Source organism: Leucobacter sp. M11 (genome assembly GCF_035726885.1).
Taxonomy (GTDB): domain Bacteria; phylum Actinomycetota; class Actinomycetes; order Actinomycetales; family Microbacteriaceae; genus JAPFRB01.
The window spans coordinates 478528-482077 of the sequence record NZ_JAPFRB010000003.1 but is presented as its reverse complement, the minus strand read 5'-3'; the positions used below and the strand labels follow the sequence as shown (position 1 = coordinate 482077).

At 72.6% G+C, this 3550-nt stretch carries 4 protein-coding genes; 3 read left to right on the top strand and 1 reads right to left on the bottom strand.

Annotated features, from left to right (window positions below):
- Positions 1–14 precede the first annotated feature (14 nt).
- Positions 15–827 carry a fumarylacetoacetate hydrolase family protein gene (locus tag OOT08_RS10640; RefSeq protein WP_325092623.1) on the bottom strand — a complete coding sequence of 271 codons (813 nt, stop codon included), beginning with the start codon at positions 825–827 and terminating at the stop codon, positions 15–17.
- A gap of 230 nt (positions 828–1057) precedes the next feature.
- Here OOT08_RS10640 and OOT08_RS10635 point away from each other — a divergent pair, with 230 nt between their 5' ends.
- From OOT08_RS10635 to OOT08_RS10625, 3 genes are all read left to right on the top strand, one after another.
- Entirely contained in the window at positions 1058–1678 is a 621-nt protein-coding gene (locus tag OOT08_RS10635; RefSeq protein ID WP_325092622.1) for a FadR/GntR family transcriptional regulator, read from the top strand.
- Positions 1675–2475 (top strand): aldose 1-epimerase, encoded by an 801-nt coding sequence (locus tag OOT08_RS10630; protein WP_325092621.1) that lies wholly within the window; start codon positions 1675–1677, stop codon positions 2473–2475. The genes OOT08_RS10635 and OOT08_RS10630 overlap by 4 nt, the downstream gene beginning before the upstream one ends.
- Positions 2476–2586: 111 nt before the next feature.
- Positions 2587–3549, top strand: coding sequence for a quinone oxidoreductase family protein (locus OOT08_RS10625; RefSeq protein WP_325092620.1), 963 nt, complete (start codon positions 2587–2589; stop codon positions 3547–3549).
- Position 3550 lies beyond the last annotated feature (1 nt).

Here is a 3550-nt window from a genome sequence, read left to right as displayed (position 1 = left end):
CCCCGCGGGTCGCGCTAGCTCGCGGCGACGACCGGGTTCGCGAGGACGCCGATGCCCTCGATCTCGCACTCGACGAGGTCGCCGGGGTGCAGGTGCACGGGCGGGGTCATGAACTCGCCGCACCCCCAGGGGGTGCCGGTCAGGATGACGTCTCCCGGCTCCAGCGTGAAGTTCTCGGAGCAGTAGGCGACCAGCTCGGCGAGCCCAAAAATGAGCTCTCTCGTGTTCGAGTCCTGCATCGCGACCCCGTTCACGCGGGTGCTCAGGTTGAGCTCACCCGGGTTGCCGAGCTCGTCCGGGGTCACCACCACGGGGCCGAGGGGGCAGAAGGTGTCCTGGCTCTTGCCCCGAACCCACTGCCCGTCGCCGAACTGCATGTCGCGGGCCGAGACGTCGTTGGCCACGGTGTAGCCGAACACCGAGTCGAGCGCGTCCTCGACCGAGACGTTGCGGGTGGTCTTGCCAATGACGAGGGCCAGCTCCACCTCCCAATCGACCCGCTGCGTGCGGGCCTCGTCAATCACCACGTCCGCGCCGGGGCCCGTCACGCTCGAGGGGAACTTGGTGAACACGAGCGGGGAGGTCGGCACCTCCATCTTCGACTCGCGGACGTGATCCATGTAGTTGAGCCCGATGGCGACGATCTTCCCGGGAACGAGCGGCGCGAGCAGCTCCCCGGTGACCTCCCCGCCGTTCGGCGCGATCGTCGCGCCCGAGGCGAGCACCTGGGGCAGGCCGTAGCCGGCGGGGGCGGCGGCGAGCCAGCGCTCCCCGTCCTGGATCACAAGCTGGGGGCCGTTCTCGGTGTTCATCCGTCCGATTCGCACGGGAGACTCCTTCGTCAATGAGCTGTTCTGGTGGTCCTGCGCGCGCGGGCGGCCCGTGGTGGCCAAGGCCCGCCGCAGCGCGTTCTGGGTACATCAAACTGGTTATACCAGTTTGATGTACCCAGATTAGGTGCGGGGGCCCGCCCCGTCAAGTACAGTGAGTCCGGGGACACGTTCCAGGCCGCTGCTCAGCTGGCCGCCCCGTTCACTTCAGCCAGGAGGAGCCAGCCGTGACATCCCTCACCGAGCAGCTCCGCCAGCTCATCCGGGACCGGGACTACCGAATCGGCGAGCGGCTCCCCTCCGAGCGGGAACTCGCCGAGCGCTTCGATGCGTCTCGCCCGAGCGTTCGGCGCGCGATCGCCACCCTGGTTGAGCACGGCGTGCTCGAGTCCCGAGACCGCTCCGGCGTGTACTTCCGCGGCACGGACCCGCAGGACCTGCTCGCGGTGCGGCTCGTCCTGGAACCCTGGGCCGCCGCCGAGGCCGCCGCGCGCGCGAGCCGCGCTGAAGCCGCCGCGCTCCGGGGACTCGTGGCTCAGGCCGAGGCCGCGCTCGACTCCGCCGCCGAGTTCGCCCGCATCGACAGCGCGGTGCACGCCGCCGTGGTGGCAGCCGCCAACAACGCCGTGCTCAGCGACCTGTATCTCAGCCTCCGGCAACGCATCATGGCGACGCGCGCCCAGACCTCCGCGCTGCGGAGCACCCGCGAAACAGCCCTGGCCGACCTGGGGGCGCTCATCGCCGCGATTGACGCGGGCGATGCCCCGGCCGCCCGGGAGCGCATGACCGAGCACCTGAGCGCGCTCGCCCCGTCCCTCCCCGGGGCCCCGAGCGCCCCGACGCCGTGATCGTCCTCCGCGCGGGGGCGCACCGCGCCGAGGTTGATCCGGCCCTGGGCGGGCGGCTCCGCTCGCTCCGCATCGACGGCGACGAGGTCATCGGCGGCGCGCCAGCGCCGGCCGGGGGAACTCCCTCCTGGTTCAGCGGCTGCTTCCCGATGGCGCCCTATGCCGGAAACGTGCGCGACGCGGCCTTCACGTTCGCGGGGGCCCGCCACGAACTCCCCCGGAATAACGGGGCACACGCCACCCACGGCCTCGTGGACGACACGCCCTGGCAAGTCCTGGCGCAGGACGACCACGCCGTGACGCTCCGCACAGAACTCCCCGCCGCCTGGCCCTTCGGCGGCTGGGTGGAACAGCGAATCCGGATGGGCGCATCGGCGCTCTCCCTCAGCCTCCGCTGCGGGAACGACGAGCGGGCCATGCCCGTCGCCCTCGGCTTCCACCCGTGGTTCCGGCCCGAGGTCGCCGGGCACCCGGCGCAGCTCGATTTCCGGCCGGAGGCCCGGTACGCGGCGGACGGGTCCGGCCTGTTCGGCGAGCCCGTCCCCGATCTCGGCGCACGCCCCTGGGACGACCCCTTCGTGCACCCGGGCACCCCGCGCATCGACTGGGGGCCGCTCCGCCTGACGCTCTCCGCGTCGACCCCGGTCTGGCTCGTCTACGAACGCCAAGCGGAGGGCTTCTGCGTGGAACCGCTCACCGCGCCCCCGGACGGCTTGGCCGCGGACCGCGCCCAGATCGCGCGGCCCGGATTCCCCAGCCGCCTGGACCTTCGCCTGTCCTGGGCGCGGCGGGCGTAACCGCACCCGAATCCGCAAGACCGGCCCACACGGACGCCGGGATCCTGCCTAGACTGGCCACAGTCTTCGTCAGATATCCGGCACGGCCGGTCACGGTGGAAGGGGTCACGCATGCGCGCGATTGTTGCAACTCAGCCCGGGGGTCCCGAGACGCTCGTTTCCACGGAGGTGCCCGTTCCGGCGCCGGGGCCCGGGCAGCTCCTCGTCCAGGCGGCAGCCATCGGCGTCAACTTCATCGACACCTATCAGCGCTCCGGGGTGTACCCGGCGCCCTTCCCCTTCACCCCCGGCCTGGAGGCCGCGGGCACGGTGACCGCGGTGGGCGACGGGGTCACGGAGTTCGCCGTGGGCGACCGCGTGACCACCTCGCAGGCGACGGCCGCCTACGCCGAGCAGTTCCTCGTCGACGCCGCCCTCGTCGCGCGGGTCCCCGAGAGCGTCGAGCTGGCCCTCGCCGGGGCGCTCCCCCTGCAGGGCGTGACCGCGCACTACCTCGCGAACTCCTCCGCGAACCCCCAGCCCGGCGAGTTCGCGCTCGTCCACGCGGGGGCGGGCGGCGTCGGCCTGCTCCTCACCCAGCTGCTCGCGGCGCGCGGGGTGCGGGTCATCACGACCGCCTCCTCCCAGGAGAAGCGCGACCTGAGCCGCGCAGCCGGGGCCGAGCACTCGATCGACTACGCGGGCTTCGCCGAGGCCGTGCGGGAGCTCACCGCCGGCGAGGGCGCGCACGTCGCCTACGACGGGGTCGGCAAGGACACCTTCGACGGCTCGCTCGACGCGCTGCGCATCCGCGGCGAGCTCGTGCTCTTCGGCGGGGCCAGCGGCCAGGTGCCGCCCGTCGACCTGCAGCGGCTGAACTCGGGCGGCTCGCTGAGCATCACCCGCCCCACGAGCACGCACTTCATGCGCACCGCCGAGGAGCGCGCCTGGCGCTACCGGGAACTGTTCCAGGCCATCGCCGACGGGCAACTCGATGTCCGCATCGGCGCGCGCTTCCCGCTCGCCGAAGCCCGCGCCGCCCACGAGGCGCTCGAGGGCCGGGCGACGACCGGCAAGGTGTTGCTCGTTCCCTAGA